The 14812-nt window shown below is 60.8% G+C and carries 16 protein-coding genes; 14 read left to right on the top strand and 2 right to left on the bottom strand.

From position 1 onward, the window contains the following. Window positions 1-13 precede the first annotated feature (13 nt). The 14 genes from AC1DVV_RS07910 to AC1DVV_RS07845 all read left to right on the top strand — a co-directional run bounded on the left by AC1DVV_RS07910 (window position 14) and on the right by AC1DVV_RS07845 (window position 12966). The gene (locus AC1DVV_RS07910; RefSeq protein WP_457280984.1) at window positions 14-706 is read left to right on the top strand and encodes a YfgM family protein; all 693 of its coding nucleotides are present in this window, start codon (window positions 14-16) and stop codon (window positions 704-706) included. Then, entirely contained in the window at window positions 703-1857 is a 1155-nt protein-coding gene (bamB, locus tag AC1DVV_RS07905; RefSeq protein WP_457280674.1) for an outer membrane protein assembly factor BamB, read from the top strand. The genes AC1DVV_RS07910 and bamB overlap by 4 nt, the downstream gene beginning before the upstream one ends. A gap of 29 nt (window positions 1858-1886) precedes the next feature. After that, window positions 1887-3230, top strand: coding sequence for a ribosome biogenesis GTPase Der (gene der / locus AC1DVV_RS07900; protein ID WP_477690099.1), 1344 nt, complete (start codon window positions 1887-1889; stop codon window positions 3228-3230). Window positions 3231-3281: 51 nt separating this feature from the next. Further along, entirely contained in the window at window positions 3282-3551 is a 270-nt protein-coding gene (gene hfq / locus AC1DVV_RS07895; protein ID WP_411883131.1) for an RNA chaperone Hfq, read from the top strand. 17 nt (window positions 3552-3568) lie between these two features. After that, a complete protein-coding gene (hflX, locus tag AC1DVV_RS07890) occupies window positions 3569-4729 on the top strand; it encodes a GTPase HflX (RefSeq protein WP_457306705.1) in 1161 nt (386 codons plus the stop codon). 57 nt (window positions 4730-4786) lie between these two features. Further along, entirely contained in the window at window positions 4787-6211 is a 1425-nt protein-coding gene (gene hflK / locus AC1DVV_RS07885) for an FtsH protease activity modulator HflK (RefSeq protein WP_477690100.1), read from the top strand. Window positions 6212-6222: 11 nt separating this feature from the next. Continuing rightward, entirely contained in the window at window positions 6223-7125 is a 903-nt protein-coding gene (gene hflC, locus AC1DVV_RS07880) for a protease modulator HflC (RefSeq protein WP_457280677.1), read from the top strand. A 6-nt stretch (window positions 7126-7131) separates the two neighbouring features. After that, window positions 7132-7320 carry a DUF2065 domain-containing protein gene (locus AC1DVV_RS07875; protein ID WP_457280678.1) on the top strand — a complete coding sequence of 63 codons (189 nt, stop codon included), beginning with the start codon at window positions 7132-7134 and terminating at the stop codon, window positions 7318-7320. A gap of 129 nt (window positions 7321-7449) precedes the next feature. After that, a complete protein-coding gene (locus tag AC1DVV_RS07870) occupies window positions 7450-8640 on the top strand; it encodes an ATP phosphoribosyltransferase regulatory subunit (RefSeq protein ID WP_457280679.1) in 1191 nt (396 codons plus the stop codon). Window positions 8641-8685: 45 nt separating this feature from the next. Continuing rightward, window positions 8686-10026, top strand: a complete 1341-nt coding sequence (locus AC1DVV_RS07865) for an adenylosuccinate synthase (RefSeq protein WP_457280680.1) — start codon at window positions 8686-8688, stop codon at window positions 10024-10026. 73 nt (window positions 10027-10099) lie between these two features. Then, on the top strand, window positions 10100-10624 hold the full coding sequence (locus tag AC1DVV_RS07860) for a phosphoribosyltransferase (protein WP_411877599.1): 525 nt from the start codon (window positions 10100-10102) through the stop codon (window positions 10622-10624). 53 nt (window positions 10625-10677) lie between these two features. Then, window positions 10678-11463 (top strand): hypothetical protein, encoded by a 786-nt coding sequence (locus AC1DVV_RS07855; protein ID WP_477690101.1) that lies wholly within the window; start codon window positions 10678-10680, stop codon window positions 11461-11463. 68 nt (window positions 11464-11531) lie between these two features. After that, the gene (locus tag AC1DVV_RS07850) at window positions 11532-12713 is read left to right on the top strand and encodes a PLP-dependent transferase (protein WP_477690102.1); all 1182 of its coding nucleotides are present in this window, start codon (window positions 11532-11534) and stop codon (window positions 12711-12713) included. Between the two features lie 67 nt (window positions 12714-12780). Then, complete coding sequence (locus tag AC1DVV_RS07845; protein WP_457280683.1) at window positions 12781-12966, top strand: hypothetical protein; 186 nt, start codon at window positions 12781-12783, stop codon at window positions 12964-12966. Between the two features lie 154 nt (window positions 12967-13120). Here AC1DVV_RS07845 and mnmH read toward each other — a convergent pair whose 3' ends face one another. Continuing rightward, window positions 13121-14188, bottom strand: coding sequence for a tRNA 2-selenouridine(34) synthase MnmH (gene mnmH, locus AC1DVV_RS07840; RefSeq protein WP_457280684.1), 1068 nt, complete (start codon window positions 14186-14188; stop codon window positions 13121-13123). Then, a complete protein-coding gene (locus AC1DVV_RS07835; protein ID WP_477702614.1) occupies window positions 14185-14790 on the bottom strand; it encodes an arylesterase in 606 nt (201 codons plus the stop codon). The genes mnmH and AC1DVV_RS07835 overlap by 4 nt, the downstream gene beginning before the upstream one ends. Window positions 14791-14812: the final 22 nt, after the last annotated feature.

The following is a 14812-nucleotide window of genomic DNA, read 5'->3' as shown; positions in this document are numbered from 1 at the left end:
AACAAAGACTTTTATGGCAAAACATCTCGATTTGGAAGAACAGGAACAGCTTGACGAGCTCAAGCACTTCTGGAAGCAGTACGGTGACATGATCACCTGGGCCCTGATTGTGGTGCTTGGCGCCTTTGCCGCATGGAACGGATACCAGTACTGGCAGCGTAACCAGGCAGCCCAGGCTTCGGTCATGTATGACGAAGTCGAGCGCGCTGTGCAGTCCGGTGACGTGGCAAAAATTGACCGCTCATTGGCCGACATGAAGGATCGTTTTGGCCGGACAACGTACGCGCAACAGGCGGGACTGCTTGCCGCCAAGGCTTATTACGACAAAGGCAATGTCGACGCATCGCGTGCTGCCCTGAATTGGGTCGCTGAAAAAGCCTCTGATGAGGGCTATCAGGCCATTGCCCGGTTGCGCCTGGCGGGGCTGCTGATTGAGAAGAAGTCTTACGACGAGGCCCTGCAGCAGGTTTCGGGCCCATTTCCGAAGGACTTCACGGCATTGGTCGCCGACCGGCGTGGCGATATTCTGGCAGCGCAGGGAAAGAAGTCAGAGGCGAAAAGTGAATACGAAAAGGCTTACAAGGGGCTTGACGAGCGCTCCGAGTACCGGCGTCTGGTTGAGGTCAAGCTCAACGCGCTGGGGGTTGATCCCAGCGCAGGGACAACCAAGGCCGATGCGCCATCAAATAAAGAGGTGAAGAAATGATTTATCAATCTTTTAGGCCTCTGGTCCAAGCGGTGCGTGCGCCGGCAGCTATTGTTTTGATAGCGATTCTGAGTGGCTGTTCCTTTTTCGGTGGCGGTCCTGCAAAACCGCAACCCGCGGAACTTCAGCCGGTCACTGGATTGGTGTCTGCGCGCCAGATATGGACCACCCGCGTGGGGCAGGTGAACTTCCCGCTTGAGATGGGGGTTTCGGGCAACACCGTGGCAGTGGCCAGTGGTGACGGCACAGTGGCTTTGCTGGATGCCCAAACTGGCCGCGATTTCTGGCGCCTTGCGCTGAATACACCCTTGGCCGCCGGTGCTGGAAACGACAGCAAGGTCGTTGCCGTGGTAACCAAGGCCAATGAAGTCATCGCGTTGCAGGATGGCAAGGAACTCTGGCGCCAAAAGCTCGGCGCCCAGGCATTTTCCGCTCCCTTCGTGGCTGGCTTGAGGGTATTTGTCCTGGCCGCAGACCGTTCGGTCACGGCCTTTGACGGGCTGACGGGTCGCAAGCTTTGGGCGCAGCAGCGGCCCAACGAGCCCCTGGTGCTTCGTCAGTCCGGCGTCATGCTGGCGGTGGGCGATACGCTGGTCGTCGGTTTGGCCGGACGCCTCGTGGGTCTTAACCCGTCCAACGGTAGCATCCGTTGGGAGGCGCCGATTGCCACGCCTCGCGGCGTCAATGACGTGGAGCGGCTCGTCGACCTGGTGGGACGTGTCAGCCGGCAGGGCGATATCGTTTGCGCGCGGGCGTTCCAGGCGAGCGTTGGATGCGTCAACGCTGTGCGCGGCAACCTGTTGTGGGCCAAGCCGGCCAATGGTGTACAGGGCATTGATGGAGACGATCGCCTGCTGTTCGGCACGGAAGCTGATGGCACTGTGAACGCCTGGCGCCGCACCGATGGTGAGCGTGCGTGGTCCACCGACCGCCTGCGCTACCGCAGCCTCACGGCGCCGGTGGTCGTCGGGCGCTCTATCGCCATGGGCGATTTTTCCGGCTACATCCACCTGCTTTCCCGCGAAGACGGCTCACTGCTCAATCGCCTGCCTACCGATGGCTCAGCCATTGCGGCAACGCCCGTGCTTGCTGGCAATACGCTGATCGCCGTGACGCAAAACGGTGGTGTTTACGGCTTCCAGCCTCAATAAGGGCCTACGGTCCTGCCAGAAACTGATTGATGAAACCTGTCATAGCGCTAGTCGGCCGTCCGAATGTGGGCAAGTCGACGCTTTTCAACCGGCTGACCAAGACGCGGGATGCGATCGTGGCCGACTTTGCCGGCCTGACGCGGGATCGTCATTACGGTAACGGGAAGCTGGGACCCCACGAATACATCGTGATCGACACCGGCGGATTTGAACCCGATGCGGCGTCCGGTATTTACAAGGAAATGGCCAAGCAGACCCGGCAGGCGGTCGCGGAGGCCGATGTGGTCATCTTTGTGGTCGACGCCCGCGCCGGCATCAGTGCGCAGGACCACGATATTGCCAAATACCTGCGAAAGCTGGGCAAACCCACCATCCTGACTGCCAACAAGGCCGAGGGCATGACTGAAGGCGTGCAGCTGTCCGAGTTCTTTGAATTGGGCCTGGGCGAGATGCTGGCGGTTTCCGCCTCACACGGCCAAGGCATGCGCACGCTGATTGACATGGCCTTGGCGCCGCTCAATTTGCCGGATCCGGACGAAGAGGCTGAGCCTCAAGATCCTTCTGTGATTCGTCTGGCCGTGGCAGGACGCCCCAACGTGGGGAAGTCCACATTGATCAACACCTGGCTGGGCGAAGAACGCCTGGTGGCCTTTGATTTGCCCGGGACAACCCGCGACGCCATTTCTGTGCCTTTTGAGCGTGCCGGGCAGAAGTTTGAGCTGATTGACACGGCAGGACTGCGCCGCAAAGGCAAGGTTTTTGAGGCCATCGAGAAGTTTTCCGTGGTCAAGACCCTGCAGGCCATCGAAAACGCCAATGTAGTGCTGCTGCTGCTCGACGCCACCCAAGGTGTGACCGATCAGGACGCCCATATTGCCGGCTACATCCTCGAAAGCGGCCGTTCGGTAGTACTGGCCATCAACAAGTCGGACGCTGTGGACTCCTACCAGCGTGAGCTGCTCGAGCGCTCCATCGAGACCCGGTTGGGTTTCCTCAAATTTGCCGCCATCCATCCAATCTCAGCCATCAAACGGCAGGGCCTGGGGCCGGTCTGGAAGTCGATTGTTCAGGCCCATGCATCGGCCAACCGCAAGATGTCCACACCGGTGCTCACCCGGCTGCTGCTGGAAGCCGTGCAGTTCCAGCAACCCCAGCGCTCGGGTGTTTTCCGCCCCAAGCTGCGTTATGCCCATCAGGGCGGCATGAACCCACCCATCATCATCATCCACGGCAATTCGCTCGAGCATGTCACCGAGTCGTACAAACGCTATCTGGAAGGACGTTTCCGCAAGGAATTTGACCTGGTCGGCACGCCGCTGCGTATCCAGATGAAGAGCTCCCACAACCCCTTTAAAGACAAGGAATCGGCCTAGGACTACATGACCCGGGCCACGCCCTGTGGTAAGGTCAAGTTCTATTAACTTTTGAACACGGAAAATATCGTGAGCAATAACAAAGGCCAGCTCTTGCAGGACCCATTTCTCAACACCTTGCGTCGCGAGCATGTTCCTGTTTCCATTTATCTCGTCAACGGGATCAAATTGCAGGGCCAGATCGAATCCTTCGATCAATATGTGGTTCTGCTTCGCAACACTGTGACCCAAATGGTCTACAAACATGCGATTTCCACCATCGTTCCAGGTCGCGCCGTAAATTTCGCGACCAACGAGTCTGAAGAAAGCCCCGCCAGCTGAGTTCGTACGATGCTCCGGTGAGCCCGAAACCCCTGGTCCTTCTTGTAGGGGTCGATCTGGGGTTGCCAAACTTTGATGCTGATCTGCAGGAACTGGGTTTGCTCGCGCAAACAGCAGGCCTGCAGCCGGTTGCGCGCGTCACCTGCAGGCGCAAGGCGCCCGACGCCGCGCTCTTCATCGGCAGCGGAAAAGCCGACGAAATCAAGCTGATGGCGCTGGATACCGGCGCCACGGAAATTCTGTTCGACCAGTCTCTCAGCCCGGCGCAGCAGCGCAACCTGGAGCGGCACCTGGACATGCCGGTCAACGACCGGACCCTGCTGATTCTTGAAATCTTTGCCCAGCGCGCGCGTAGCCACGAAGGCAAGCTGCAGGTTGAGCTGGCCCGGCTGCAATACATGTCTACGCGACTGGTGCGGCGCTGGTCCCACCTGGAGCGGCAAACCGGCGGCGCCGGCGTGCGCGGCGGCCCGGGTGAGAAGCAGATCGAGCTCGACAAACGCATGATCGGTGACGCGATCAAGCGCACCAAAGAACGCTTGCTCAAGGTCAAGAAGCAGCGGCAAACGCAGCGAAAGCAGCGCGAGCGCCGCAATTCCTTCACGATTTCCCTGGTGGGTTACACCAACGCGGGAAAATCCACGCTCTTCAATGCGCTGGTCAAGGCGCGTGCCTACGCGGCCGACCAGCTGTTCGCCACGCTCGACACCACCACAAGGCAGCTTTATTTGGGTGACGCCGCGCGTTCCGTGTCGCTGTCGGACACGGTGGGGTTCATCCGCGACCTGCCGCACGGCTTGATTGATGCCTTTGCCGCAACGCTGCAGGAAGCAGCGGATGCCGACTTGCTGCTGCACGTGGTGGACGGCGCCAATCCCGACTACCTCGAGCAGATCGAGCAGGTCCAGCGTGTGCTTTCGGAGATTGGCGCGGCCGATGTGCCGCAAATACTGGTGTTCAACAAGCTGGACGCTATTGAAAAGGACAGCTTGCCCCTGCACCTGCAAGACATGTTCGAACTGAGGGACGCGTTTGAAGGCTCAAGCCGCAGCGTTGAACGGGTGTTCGTGAGTGCGCAGACAGGTGAAGGCCTGCCGCTTTTGCGGGCGCTGCTGGCTGGCTATGCGGTCAACCCGCCCGCCGACGAAATCCCCCAAACTGCCGAGGACCTTGCCTGATATGGCGGTTTCATTAGGCACAATGTCGGTGTAACGAAAAAAAGTGAGTTTGATCCCATGAATCTGAACCCCGTGCTGCAGACCTTGACGAGCTTGCCAGGCCGGCTCAAGCAACGCGCCCAAGGCATGTTCAATCTCAATGATCCGCGCTGGGGTCGGGATGACGACAAACCGTCCTCCGACGACACCAAGCCCGAAGCTCCGCGGGAGGACAAGCAACCGACCCGGCCCGCCAACCGCCCACAGGGGCAGGGACCTAACCAGGGCCCACCCGACCTGGACGAACTCTGGCGCGACTTCAACCGCAAGCTGGGCGGCCTTTTTGGCGGCGGCAAGAACAACCCCAACCGTGGTGGATTTGGCCGCGGTAATGGCGGTGGAAACAACGGCGGCAGCGGCGGCGGCTTTCAGCCCGACATGAAAAGTGCCGGCATTGGTGTCGGACTGATTGCCAGCGTCGCGGTGCTGATCTGGCTTGGCACCGGGTTTTTCATCGTCCAGGAAGGTCAGCAGGCCGTCATCACCCAGTTCGGAAAATACCACTCCACCGTGGGCGCGGGCTTCAACTGGCGGCTTCCGTATCCTGTGCAGCGCCACGAAATCGTTGTGGTCACGCAGATCCGTTCAGTGGATGTCGGCCGTGACGTCATCATCAAGGCGACAGGCCTGCGCGACTCGGCCATGCTGACTGAAGACGAAAACATCGTTGAAATCAAGTTTGCCGTGCAGTACCGCCTGAACGATGCGCGCGCCTATCTGTTTGAAAGCAAGGACCCTGCAGCGGCGGTGGTTCAAGCTGCCGAAACAGCCGTCCGTGAAGTGGTCGGGAAAATGAAGATGGACCTGGCCCTGGCGGAAGAGCGTGACCAGATCGGGCCACGCGTGCGCGCCCTGATGCAGACCATCCTCGATCGTTACAAGGTCGGCGTTGAAGTTGTCGGCATCAACCTTCAGCAGAGCGGTGTGCGCCCCCCCGAGCAGGTGCAGGCAGCGTTTGACGATGTGCTCAAGGCCGGCCAGGAGCGCGAACGCGCCAAGAACGAAGCCCAGGCATACGCCAACAATGTGATCCCGCGTGCCGTGGGTTCCGCGTCCCGCCTCAAGGAAGAGTCTGAAGCCTACAAAGCCAAAATCGTGGCCCAGGCACAGGGTGATGCCCAGCGCTTTCGTTCGGTGCTGACCGAATACCAGAAGGCGCCCCAGGTGACCCGTGACCGTATGTACACCGACGCCATGCAGCAGGTTTATTCCAGTGTGACCAAGGTGATGGTCGAGTCCCGTCAGGGCTCCAACCTGCTGTACCTGCCGCTGGACAAAATCATGCAGATGACGACGCAGGGTGATGCCGGCAGTACCGCAGAGCCCGCACTGGTTCCCGGCGCAGCGTCTTCGCCAACGGTGCCTGCCGCGCCTGTTTCCAGCTTGCCCCTTGATGCCCGATCCCGCGATGCTTCCCGCACGCGCGATCGTGAAACACGCTAAGGAAGACGATCGTGAATAGAGTTGGATTTATCATTTCTTCGTTGCTGGTGATCCTGGCATTGCTCAGCTCCACGCTTTTTGTGGTGGACCAGCGGCAGTTCGGCGTGGTTTATGCGTTGGGGCAGATCAAGGATGTGGTCACTGAGCCGGGCCTGCATTTCAAGATGCCGCCGCCGTTCCAGAACGTCTCCTACATCGACAAGCGCCTGCTGGTGCTCGACAGCGTCGACGCCGAACCCATGCTGACGGCAGAAAAGCAGCGTGTCGTGATCGACTGGTACGTGCGCTGGCGCATCATCCAGCCCACCGACTACATCCGCAACGTCGGCCTGGACGAAAAAACCGGCGCCAACCAGCTCAACCGCGTGGTGCGCAATGCCTTTCAGGAAGAGATCAACAAACGCACCGTCAAGGACCTGCTTTCGCTCAAGCGCGAAGCCCTGATGGCCGACGTCAAGCGGGAAGTGCTTCAAGCCGTGCAGGGTGCGCAGCCCTGGGGCGTTGACGTGGTCGACGTGCGTATCACGCGCGTGGACTATGTGGAAGCCATCACCGATTCCGTCTACAAGCGCATGGTTGCGGAGCGCCAACGTGTGGCCAATGAACTGCGTTCTACCGGTTTGGCAGAAGGCGAAAAAATCCGCGCCGACGCCGACCGCCAGCGAGAAGTCACCATCGCCAACGCCTACCGCGATGCGCAAAAGGTCAAAGGCGAGGGCGATGCCGAAGCCGCTCGCACCTACGCAGAATCGTTCGGCCGCGACCCGCAGTTCGCTCAGTTCTACCGCAGCCTCGATGCCTACAAAGCCAGCTTCAACAAGAAGAGCGACGTGATGGTTCTGGACCCTTCATCCGACTTTTTCAAGGCGATGCGCGGCCCAGGCTCCGGCAACGCCGCACCCGCCAAAAAATAAGCCGGCGTGGACGGCAACACCTTCTGGATGGCGCTGGCCCTGATGCTGGTCATCGAGGGCCTGTTGCCTTTCATCTCTCCCGGCGGCTGGCGCCGCATGTTCGAGCAGATTCTCACTCTGGGCAACGGTCAGATCCGCTTCTTCGGCTTGTGCAGCATTGCGGCGGGCCTGATCCTGCTGGCTGTGCTGGCCTGATTTCGCCTCCCTCGGCAAGCCGGCCACTGGCAGGTATTTCCGCCAGAGTGCGTCATTGGGTCCTCAGTGGGCCGAAAACCCGCTTCAAGCCCGGTAAAATGCTGTTTTTAACAGCCCACGAAAATCACAATGCCCGCCTGGTCGTCATCATGGCAATTGCCCGATCAAATTGCCGATGTCCTGCCCTCCGAGGCGCGCCACATCGAAGAGCTGCGCCGTCTGTTCCTCGACACCGCCCGCAGCTATGGCTATGAACTTGTCATGCCGCCGCTGCTCGAGCACCTCGAGTCGCTCCTGACCGGTACCGGCGAGGCCCTAGATCTGCAGACTTTCAAGCTGGTGGACCAACTCTCCGGCCGCACCCTGGGCCTGCGTGCCGACACCACGCCCCAGGTAGCCCGCATTGATGCGCATTTGCTCAACCGCAGCGGTGTTGCCCGCCTGTGCTATTGCGGCCCGGTGCTGCACACCCGTGCCGACCGCCCTCATGCCACCCGTGAACCGCTGCAGTTTGGCGCGGAAATCTACGGCCATGCCGGACTGGAAGCAGACCTGGAAGCCCAGCAGCTGGCGCTGGAAGGCCTCAAGGCGGCCGGTGTCACTGAACTGAGCGTGGACATGGCGGACGTCCGCATCGTCAACAGCCTGCTGGCTGGCGCCACCGTCAACGGCAAAACACTGGCGCTCATCCATGCCGCGCTGGCGGCCAAGGACGCGAGCGAACTCGGCAGCCTGATCGCCAGCCTCAAGGACGGCATTTCGGCTGTGGCGCGAGACGGTCTCAAGGCGTTGCTGCAGCTTTATGGTGACGAGAAAGTGCTGGCCGAAGCGGAAAAAATCCTGCCGCCCTCAACAGGCCTTAAGGCGGCGCTGCAAAACCTGAAATGGCTGGCCGCGCACACCAGGGGTGAAAAAGGCGATGTCAAGGTCAGTTTTGACCTGGCCGACCTGCGCGGCTACGCCTATTACAGCGGCACCCGCTTTGCCATTTACGGCCAGGGCGCCGAACTGGTGCGCGGCGGCCGCTATGACGAAGTCGGTGCCGTGTTCGGCCGCAACCGGCCTGCAGCAGGCTTCAGCCTTGACCTCAAAGAGCTGGTCAGTGTGCTGCCACCCCGGGCCCTCAAGGCCGCCATCCGTGCGCCATGGGGGGAAGATACCGGCTTGCGTGCCGCCATCGCCCGCCTGCGTGCGGGCGGCGAAACCGTGGCCTGCGTGCTGCCCGGCCACGAACATGAAGTCAATGAGTTTGATTGCGACCGCGAACTGGCAAACGCTGCCGGTCAATGGGTGGTCCAGCCCCTTAAAAAAGCCGCTTGAGGGCCTGCGCCCGGCTTTATCCCGAAACCTTAACGAGAATTGAAGATGACAAACAAACAAACCGCAGCCGCGGGCCGTAATGTCGTGGTCGTGGGCACCCAGTGGGGCGACGAAGGCAAGGGCAAGCTGGTCGACTGGCTGACCGAGATGTCGCAAGGCGTGGTGCGCTTTCAGGGCGGCCACAATGCCGGCCACACGCTGGTCATCAATGGCGTGAAAACGGCGCTGCACCTGATTCCCAGCGGCATCATGCGCCCCGGCGTGAAGTGCTATATCGGCAACGGCGTGGTGCTGTCGGCCGCCAAATTGTTCGAAGAAATTGAGGGGCTGGAAAAAGCCGGCGTTGAGGTGCGTTCGCGCCTGCGCGTCAGCGAAGCCTGCCCGTTGATCCTGCCTTTTCACGTCGCGCTGGATGTCGCGCGCGAGGCTTACCGCGAGAAGGGCGGCACGACCAAGATCGGCACCACCGGCCGCGGCATCGGCCCCGCGTATGAAGACAAAATTGCCCGCCGCGCGCTGCGCGTGCAGGATCTCAAGTACCCAGACCGTTTTGCCGCCAAGCTGCGTGAACTGCTGGACCTGCACAATTTCGTGCTGACCGGCTACCTGCATGCGCCGGCAGTCGACTTCGACACCGTCTACGCCGAAGCCATGCGCCACGCCGAGTTGCTCAAGCCCATGATGGCCGACGTTTCGCGCGAACTCAACGATGCCAACGAGGCCGGTGCCAACCTGCTGTTTGAAGGCGCGCAAGGCACCTTGCTCGACGTCGATCACGGCACCTATCCCTATGTCACTTCCAGCAACTGTGTGGCCGGCAATGCCGCCGCGGGCGCGGGCGTGGGCCCGGGCATGCTGCATTACATCCTTGGTATCACCAAGGCTTACTGCACCCGCGTGGGCGGCGGGCCTTTTCCGACCGAACTCGACTGGGAAAAGCCCGGCACGGTGGGCTACCACCTCAGTACCGTGGGCGCCGAAAAAGGCGTGACCACGGGACGTAGCCGCCGCTGTGGCTGGTTTGACGCCGCGCTGCTCAAGCGCTCGGCCCAGGTCAACGGCCTCTCGGGTTTGTGCATCACCAAACTCGACGTGCTGGACGGCATCGACGAGCTCAAGCTGTGCACCGGCTACGAGCTTGACGGCCACATCACCGACATCCTGCCGATGGGTGCTGAAGAGATCGAGCGCTGCAAACCCATTTACGAGACCTTGCCGGGCTGGAGCCAGAGCACCGTGGGCGTCACGCAATACGACAAGCTGCCGGCTGCCGCGCAGAAATACCTGCACCGCATCGAGGAAGTGACTGGCGTGCCGATCCACATGATTTCGACCAGCCCGGACCGTGACCACACCATCCTGCTGCGCAATCCGTACGCCGCCTAATCAGAAAATTGAGAAAAAATGCGTCTAACCCAATAGGGACGGGCGCAAGCAGCTATCAAATCAGGAGCATTTCATGTTGACAGAAGACGGCAAGCATCTCTATGTGAGCTATGACGAGTACCACAACCTGATTGAAAAACTGGCCATCAAGATCCACCAGTCCGGCTGGCAGTTCGATACCATCCTGTGCCTGGCCCGCGGCGGCATGCGTCCCGGCGACATCCTTTCGCGCATTTTCGACAAGCCGCTGGCCATCATGTCCACCAGCTCGTATCGTGCCGACGCCGGCATGACGCAGGGCAACCTCGACATCGCCAGATTCATCACCACGCCCAAGGGCGAGATCGCCGGCAAGGTGCTGCTGGTCGACGACCTGGCCGATTCGGGCCACACGCTCAACGCAGTCATCCACCAGCTGAAGAACAACTACAAACCCATCACCGAGCTGCGCAGCGCCGTGATCTGGACCAAGGGCGTCTCTACTTTCCAGCCTGACTACTCGGTCGAGCTGCTGCCCACCAATCCGTGGATCCACCAGCCGTTTGAAGGTTATGACTCTCTTTCCCCGGCCCAGTTGATGGCCAAATGGAAAATTTGAACTGGCGGATGCCCTTGGCAGGGTGCGCGGTGACGGCCTAGATGTCGCCTAGGTTGATATCTCGCCTGGGCTATGCCGCGTTGTTTGTGGCGGTTGCGGGCACCCTGTTGCTGGCGCTGGCAAATCGCGAGCAATCGCTCCAGACAAATTCGCTCCCCGAGTCCGCCTCAGCGCAACTGCAATGGCGCCACGCAGGAAATTCATCGTGGAAAGAGATTCGCTACGAAGCGAACAAGACATATACAGCGCCCGATGGACGAGCGGTGGACTCCAGGGTCGAGTCGCGATTGGAAAACCTGGGCAATGGGCTAGTCCGCAGGTCTGACAACTGGTATCCCAAGCTTGCTGGTAACGCGCTTGTCTATGAAGAGCGTTATCTCCTGTATGCAAATCTCTTCGGGCTTACTGCCCGATACAGGGAGCCCGCACCGGTTTTCCACGCCATTTTTGAAAATACCGGCTGGTTCGAAAACAAACTGGTAGAACTCGAATTCCGGCCACCCGACTTGAACGTATTTAGCTCACAGTGGCTGCTCGAAGCCAGACTTACACAGCTCCAGGATCGTTTTCCAGCCACCGTGGATGGCAAAACGGCTGAACTGGTTACCAAGGACATCCGGTGTCTTCCGGTTTTGCCTGACGCAAGCGGCAAGCGGACTACCGTGTCTTGCCAGATAAAAAGCCAGGATGGCACAACGCGAAATTCCATCTATACCTTCGTGCATGAAGTTGGAATTTTTATTTTGAGCGAGTACCGGCAAGTCAAAGACGGTGAGTCCGAGTCAGTTCGCGGCGTTATACGCAAGGTTCGGGTTGATGGAATCGAACTGCAGCTCTAAACGGCCGCCAGGGCGGTTCAATTAACCAACAGAATCTGAAATGCGCGACAAGTTGCTACCATTTCCGGATGACAGACAAATCCACCACCCTGATCCATCACCCCTACAAGCCACCCGCCGGGTTTGACGCCATCCCGCCCGGGGTCTACAAGGCTTCCACCATTGCATTCCCGACCGTCGCCGCGCTGCGCACCCGCGACTGGAAGCACAAGACCGGCTACACCTACGGCCTGCACGGAACCCCCACCACCTTCACGCTGGAAGAGCGCATCGCCACCCTGGAAGGAGGCAAGTACTGCACCCTGGTGCCCAGCGGCCTGGCGGCAGTGGTGCTGGTTGGCATGGCGCTGCTCAAGGCCGGCGACGAGCTGCTGATTCCCGACAACGCCTACGGGCCCAACAAGAGCTTCGCGCAGGGCGAACTGGCCGCCTGGGGCATCACCCACCGCTTCTACGACGCGATGAACCCCGCAGACCTCGCCGCCAAGCTGGGCCCCAAAACCCGGCTGGTATGGATCGAAGCGCCGGGCTCCATCACGCTGGAGTTTCCCGACATGCCGGCGCTGGTCGCCGCGGTCAAGGCGCACCAGAATGCGCATCCCGCCGGCATCGTGACCGCACTCGACAACACCTGGGGCGCCGGCCTGGCTTTCAATGCGTTTGACCTGGGGCTCGATATTTCGGTCCAGGCCCTGACCAAATACCCCAGCGGTGGTGCCGATGTACTGATGGGCTCCGTCGTCACGCGCGACGAGGCGCTGCACCACCTGGTCCATTTTTGCCACATGCGCGTGGGTTATGGCGTGGGCGGCAACGATGCCGAACTGGTGTTGCGCGGCCTTAACAGCATGGCCTTGCGTTATGCCGCCCAGGATGCTGCGACGCGGGAGCTGGCCGGCTGGCTGCAAACCCGGCCGCAAATCGCAGCCATGCTGCATCCAGCGTTGCCCGGCTCGCCTGGCCATGAAACCTGGAAACGCGACAGCAGGGGCGCCGCCTGCCTGATGAGTGCCGTTTTCAAGCCGGAGTTCACGCAGGACCGGGTGGACCGCTTTTGTGACAGTCTCAAGCTCTTCAAACTGGGCTACAGCTGGGCGGGCCCCATGAGCCTGTGCGCGCCGTACGACATACCGGCCCTGCGCACCACCACGCCATGGCCATACAAGGGGGGCCTGGTGCGCTTTTCGGTGGGCCTGGAGGCCGTTGCAGACCTGCAGGCGGACATTGCCCAGGCGCTGGAAAAAGCCTGACCAAAGGCTTGGCATACCGTGACGGCAATGCAGTACAGTAAGGGTTACCTATTCACGAAAGCACGCAGTGGCAACTCCCAATTACTCTTACGAAAAGCGCCAGAAAGAGCTTGCGAAAAAACGCAAAAAAGAAGAAAAGCTCAAGCGCAAGGCAGAGGGCAAGCCGGACGATGCCGCTGACGACGGGACCGATACGCCCGATGTCGACGGTGAGGCGCCCGGTGGCCTTCCACCTGTAGACCCGGCCCCCTGAGCCTCCCCGATTCTTGATGAAAAAAGGCTGTAGCCCTTGATGGACAAGCGCAAGCAGCTATTGATCTGATAGCAACAAAACGCAAAAAAGCCAAAAAAACGGCAGGCAATCAAAAACCCGGCAACACCTGTGAAGGTCAGCCGGGTTTGTCGTTTCAGGGGGCGGAATTTTCAGCCTGTAGGGCTTGCGCCAGCGCGGTCATGGCTGCGGTGCTGTGATCCTGCGGCGAGAGCACTCGGGCCGTGGCGTGCCCGGAAAAGTTGCGCTGCATCGACTGCAGGTAACCCGGGTCGTAGTGCTTGACCAGCAGCTCACGCACCACCGAAGCCACGTCGCCGCTGCGGGCGCGGGCCTGCCAGTCCTGCACTGTGGCCTTGCCGCGTGCTTCCGTCAGCGCACCCAGGCGCTCGCAGAAGAAAGCGATGTCTTTCACGAAAAAGTCATAGTCTTCCAGCAGCAGCGCTACGCGTTCATCCTCCGGCAGGTCCAGCTGCAGGCAAGGGCTGGCCCGCATGGCGGTGATCAGGCCTTCCGGCACGGCCACATTGCCGACTTTCTTGCTTTCACTTTCAATATAGACCGGTTGAGCCGGATCAAAACGTTTCAGCGCAGCCCAGATGCTGCTGTCAAACGCCTTCTGGCTGGGCTGCTGCACGCCGGGGATGGCGCCCAGCACCGAGCTGCGGTGGTTGGCCAGCGCTTCCAGGTCCAACACCTGCGCGCCTTCGGCCGCCAGGGCCTGCAGCAGCCGGGTCTTGCCCGAACCTGTGGGGCCGCACACCACCCGGTAGTTAAAGCGGCCGGCCAGCTGCGGCAAATCCGCCACCAGCGCGGCGCGAAATGCCTTGTAACCGCCGTCCACCAGCGTCACCTTGAAGCCGATCTGGTCCAGCACCAGCGCCAGCGAGCCGCTGCGCTTGCCGCCGCGCCAGCAGTACAGCAGCGGTTGCCATTCGCGGGGTTTGTCCAGTACATCACGCTGGATGTGCTCGGCAATGTTTTTGGCCACCAGCGCCGCGCCCAGTTTTTTCGCTTCGAACTGGCTGATCTGCTTGTATTTGGTGCCGACGATTTTGCGTTCCTCGTCGTGCAGGCTGGGCCAGTTCACCGCGCCCGGGAGGTGGTCTTCGGCGTATTCGCCTTCGCTGCGGGCGTCAATCACCCCGGAATAACGTCCGAGCGTTTCGAGCGCTTCTTCGGCGGAAATGCGGTCCAGGCTCACTTGACCAGTTTCTTCAGCTCGGGCCACACATTGGCAAGCATCTTCGCCTGCGACTGCTCGTTCGGGTGGATCCGGTCAGCCTGGAAGTTGGCCACCGGGTCGGCCGCGTCGGCAATGCCCTTGAGAAAGAAGGGCACCAGGGCCACTTTTTCTGCCTTGGCAACCTTGCCGAACAGCCCTGAAAACGTGGCCGCGTAGGCGCTGCCATAGTTGGGCGGTACCTGCATGCCCACCAGCAGCACCCGGGCCCCTGTTTTTTTGGACGCCTGCGTCATCGTGACAAGATTCTTTTCGGTCATGTCCAGCGGCAATCCCCGCAGGGCATCGTTGCCGCCCAGCTCAATGACCACCACGGCAGGCTTGTGCTGTGCCAGCAGCGCCGGCAGGCGGGAACTGCCGCCCGAAGTGGTGTCACCGCTGATGCTGGCGTTGACGACTTTGGCAGTCTTTTTTTCGCTGGCAAGCTGTTTTTCAAGCAGCGGCACCCAGCCGGTTCCGCGTTTCAGGCCGTATTCGGCGCTGAGTGAATCACCGACCACCAGAATGGTTTCCCCTTTGGGCGCCGGCGTTTGCGCCATTGCCGCCGGAGCGCCGCCACCCATCACGGCGGCCACAAGCAGCGCC

The sequence above is a fragment of the Polaromonas sp. P3_B4 genome (genome assembly GCF_056402835.1).
Note: the sequence above shows the minus strand (reverse complement) of the source record. Positions and strands in the feature narration are given on the sequence as shown.

What these genes read in the sequence shown, in the direction of transcription:
- AC1DVV_RS07910 (WP_457280984.1), top strand. Translation starts at nt 14, where the DNA reads ATGGCAAAACATCTCGATTTGGAAGAACAGGAACAGCTTGACGAGCTC.
- bamB (WP_457280674.1), top strand. Translation starts at nt 703, where the DNA reads ATGATTTATCAATCTTTTAGGCCTCTGGTCCAAGCGGTGCGTGCGCCG.
- der (WP_477690099.1), top strand. Translation starts at nt 1,887, where the DNA reads ATGAAACCTGTCATAGCGCTAGTCGGCCGTCCGAATGTGGGCAAGTCG.
- hflK (WP_477690100.1), top strand. Translation starts at nt 4,787, where the DNA reads ATGAATCTGAACCCCGTGCTGCAGACCTTGACGAGCTTGCCAGGCCGG.
- AC1DVV_RS07870 (WP_457280679.1), top strand. Translation starts at nt 7,450, where the DNA reads ATGCCCGCCTGGTCGTCATCATGGCAATTGCCCGATCAAATTGCCGAT.
- AC1DVV_RS07865 (WP_457280680.1), top strand. Translation starts at nt 8,686, where the DNA reads ATGACAAACAAACAAACCGCAGCCGCGGGCCGTAATGTCGTGGTCGTG.
- AC1DVV_RS07860 (WP_411877599.1), top strand. Translation starts at nt 10,100, where the DNA reads ATGTTGACAGAAGACGGCAAGCATCTCTATGTGAGCTATGACGAGTAC.
- AC1DVV_RS07850 (WP_477690102.1), top strand. Translation starts at nt 11,532, where the DNA reads ATGACAGACAAATCCACCACCCTGATCCATCACCCCTACAAGCCACCC.
- AC1DVV_RS07835 (WP_477702614.1), bottom strand. Translation starts at nt 14,790, where the DNA reads ATGGGTGGCGGCGCTCCGGCGGCAATGGCGCAAACGCCGGCGCCCAAA.